Here is a 3,488-nt window from a genome sequence, read left to right on the forward strand (position 1 = left end):
CCGCCGTGTCGACGGGCCCGCACCGGTCAGTCGACCAGGGCGGCGTAGACGAGCTGGCGCAGCTGGGAGCGCAGCGGGTACGTGCTCGACGGCATGAGCTGGGTGAACAGCAGCGCGGTGATCTCCTCGGCCGGGTCCACCCAGAACGCCGTGCTGGCGACCCCACCCCAGTAGTACTCGCCGACGCTGCTCGGCACCCGGCTCGGGATCGGGTCCTCGACCACCGCGAAGCCGAGACCGAAGCCGATCCCGTCGAGGGTGGTCTCGGCGAAGCCGCCGGTGGACAGGGTGCCCAGATCCTGCCCGCCGGGCAGGTGGTTGCGGGTCATGAAACGCACCGTGCGCGGCCCGAGCAGGCGTACGCTGTCCAGCTCGCCGCCGCGCAGCAGCATCTGCGTGAACCGGTGGTAGTCGGCGGCGCTGGAGATCAGGCCACCGCCACCGGAGAGCAGGCCGGGCTTGTGGTGCGCGAGCGTGCCGAGCCGGTCGTAGCGGACCGCCCGCCCGCTACGCGGATCCGGTGCGTAGAGCGCGGCCAGCCGCTCGGCCTCGTCGCCCTCGACCCACCAGCGGGTGTCCGTCATGCCCAGCGGGCCGAAGATCCGATCGGCGAAGAAGGCGTCCAGGCTCTGCCCGGAGACCACCTCGACCAGCCGGCCGAGCACGTCCGTGGCGACCGAGTAACCCCAGGCCGTGCCGGGCTGGAAGAGCAGAGGCAGCTCGCCGAAGGCCGCGCAGGCGGTGGCCAGGTCGACGTCCGCCGGCGGGTACAGGTCGTAGCCGGCCGCCCGGTAGAGCCCGTCGACCACCGAGGTCTGCATGAAGCCGTACGTCAGGCCGGCGGTGTGGGTGAGCAGGTGCCAGACCCGGATCGGCTCGGTCGCCGGCACGGTGTACGGCTTGAGCGCCGAGCCCTTCGAGTAGACCCGCAGGTCGGCGAACTCGGGCAGCCAGCGGCTGATCTCGTCGGTCAGCTCGAAGCGGCCCTCCTCCCACAGCATCATGGCGGCGACCGAGGTGACGGGCTTGGTCATCGAGTAGATCCGCCAGAGCGTGTCGGCTTCGACCGGGGCGCCCGACTCCCGATCTCGCAGGCCGTACGTCGAGGAGTGCGCCACCTCGCCGCGCCGGGTGACCACCACCTGCCAGCCGGCCAGCCGGCCGTCGTCGACGTACCCGCCGAAGTGCTCGTCGATCCGCGCCAGCCGCGCCGGGTCGAAGCCGATCTGATCGGGGTCCTTGCTCCGCGCCACACTCACGTCGCCGAACCTACTCGCCGGTACGCCCCCGCCGGAAGGGGCCGCCCCCACCGGGCCGTCCCGAGGCGTCGGTGGGCGGCACTAGCCTGGCCGGATGCCGGAGTTGACCGAGGACATGACCTTCCGCCACGAGGACTGGTACGCCGAGGAGCTGACCGACCGCCAGTTCGTGGCGTGCGAGTTCTTCGACGTGGACCTGACCGAGGCGGTCACCCGTGGTGCGGTCTTCACCGGCTGCACGTTCGGCAACGTGCAGTTCAACGCGTCCCGGCATCTCGACTCGGCGTTCACCCGCTGTGTCTTTCGGCGCTGCAACTTCTTCGAGGCCGAGTTCACCGGCTGCAAGCTGGTCGGGAGCAGCTTCGTCCAGTGCGAGCTTCGTCCGTTGCGGGTCGACGGCGGCGACTGGTCGTTCGTCGCGCTGCCCGGCGCGGACCTGCGCGCCGCCTGGCTGAGCGGCGTGCGGATGCGCGAGGCCGACCTCACCGGGGCCAACCTGACCGGCGCCACGGTGACCGGCGTCGACCTCTCCGGGGCGCAGCTGCACAACTGCCGCCTCGGCGGCGCCGACCTGCGGCGCAGCGACCTCACTGCGCTGGATCCGACGTCGGTCGAACGGGCCGGCGCCATCGTGGACGCCGAGCAGGCCCTCGTCATCGCGCAGGCGCTCGGCTTCCGGATCGGCTGACGCGGGGTCGCTCCCGGTCGATCGATCGCGGGATCGCCGGCTGTCCCATACCGTCCCGATCCGGACTGGACACGCCAGCCTGTCCCGATTTAGCGTGTCGACCACGCCCGTGCAAACGTGAAGCGACCCACAGTGGACGGTCGATCCCGTCGCGTGCGGTGGTGGCCGGGCGGCGGACTGGAGGGGTCGGTGGCGGACGAGGACCGTACGCGGGCGGATTCGCGGGCCGGGGACGAGTCGACCGGCCGACCGCCGTCGCACCGGCCGCGGAGCGTCGCCCTCGGGCTGAACCACCGGGCGCTGCGCCGGCTCGCCCGCGCCCGACAGCGGCGGCTCTGGGCGCTGGAAGGGCTTGGCGCACTGGTCTGCCTCGTGCTGCTCGTCGCGTACGTCGGCACGCGGTCCGGCCCGGAGTCGGACGATGGTCCGGTCGGTGGCTCGGGTGGCGTGCCCGCCGGAGCCACCCGACCGTCCGCCCTTCCGGCCGCCGACGGGCACGCCACCGATGCCGGGCCGGCGCAGCCCGGTCTGCGCCCCCGGGAGCGGCCGCCCTCGCCCGAGCCGCCACCGTCGACGAGCGCGCCCGCCCCGCCGCCGAAGAAGCCGGGGGCGTCGCCGCTGTCGGTGAGCCGCGCCGAGGTGCCCGCCGAGGTCGACCTCACCGCCGTGGGCACCCGTGACTGGATGCACTGGGGGCTGCGCGGCGGCAACTCGACCGTTCGCAAGCGCGCCGGCTCCGGGGAGATCGTCGACGGTGGTGGGAAGGGCACCCGGGTCGGTTGGGACGGCAATCAGGAGGTCGTCCGCTGGTCCGACGGCGCACCCGAGCGGTCCGATCGCGGCAGTTCCAACGGCGTCTACACCTGTGGCGTGGGCAACGGGTTCACGCTGACGGTCGCCGGCAGCGGGGCGCCGCGCACCGTTCAGCTCTACGCCGGGATCTGGATGGCACGGGGTCGGCTGGACGCCCGGCTGTCCACCGGGGGGCCGGTCAGCACCGTACGCCTGGAGGATCCGTACACCAGCCAGAGCGCCCAGTTCACCATCCGCTTCGAGCTGCCGAAGAATGCCCGGTTGGTGCTGACCTGGACCGTCGAGAAGGTCTTCACCGAGCACTGCGGCAACGTCGGCCTCCAGGCCGTCGCGCTGCGCTGACCCGTCCACGTGGCGGGACAGTTTGTCCGTCGCCCTCGGTCGACAGCGACGTAACTTTCTGCTGTCCCCGTCTCACCTTCCACTGTGGAGGCAGCGCAGATGAGCAGCAGTACCGCCCACCGCGTCCGTCCCGCCGTCTTCTCCGGCGCCGATGAGCTGCCCGGCGAGGTGCTCCGCGACATTCCCCTGCCGCCGTACGTGACGGGCGAGGACGCCCAGTTCGCGGTGCGCGCGGTGGTGGTGCACGCGCCCCGGCGCTGGTCCGGCGGGGTGGTCTGCCGCAACGACGCCAGCCCGCACCCGTGCCGGCTGCACCGTTGGGGCACCCGGGTGCTGGCGCTGCGTGGATTGCGGGCCGCCGAGATCGCCGCGCTCATCGAGCGCGG

Annotated in this window: 4 protein-coding genes; 3 read left to right on the forward strand and 1 reads right to left on the reverse strand. The window is 72.7% G+C overall.

The window, feature by feature from the left end; all coding sequences use genetic code 11:
• Positions 1-26: 26 nt before the first annotated feature.
• On the reverse strand, positions 27-1,259 hold the full coding sequence (locus tag AB0J68_RS29470; protein WP_363941825.1) for a serine hydrolase domain-containing protein: 1,233 nt from the start codon (positions 1,257-1,259) through the stop codon (positions 27-29).
• Between the two features lie 94 nt (positions 1,260-1,353).
• Between AB0J68_RS29470 and AB0J68_RS29475 the strand changes: the two genes are divergently transcribed.
• The 3 genes from AB0J68_RS29475 to AB0J68_RS29485 form a co-directional block, all read left to right on the forward strand.
• Positions 1,354-1,947, forward strand: coding sequence for a pentapeptide repeat-containing protein (locus AB0J68_RS29475; RefSeq protein WP_354855835.1), 594 nt, complete (start codon positions 1,354-1,356; stop codon positions 1,945-1,947).
• Positions 1,948-2,136: 189 nt separating this feature from the next.
• Entirely contained in the window at positions 2,137-3,102 is a 966-nt protein-coding gene (locus tag AB0J68_RS29480; RefSeq protein ID WP_354855834.1) for a hypothetical protein, read from the forward strand.
• A gap of 99 nt (positions 3,103-3,201) precedes the next feature.
• On the forward strand, positions 3,202-3,488 hold a 287-nt coding region (locus AB0J68_RS29485; RefSeq protein ID WP_363941830.1), incomplete at its 3' end, for a hypothetical protein.

It is taken from the genome of Micromonospora sp. NPDC049580, from assembly GCF_040675595.1.
Classification (GTDB): domain Bacteria; phylum Actinomycetota; class Actinomycetes; order Mycobacteriales; family Micromonosporaceae; genus Micromonospora.

Coding starts and splice junctions, on each gene's coding strand:
- AB0J68_RS29475 (WP_354855835.1), top strand. CDS start 1,354: ATGCCGGAGTTGACCGAGGACATGACCTTCCGCCACGAGGACTGGTAC.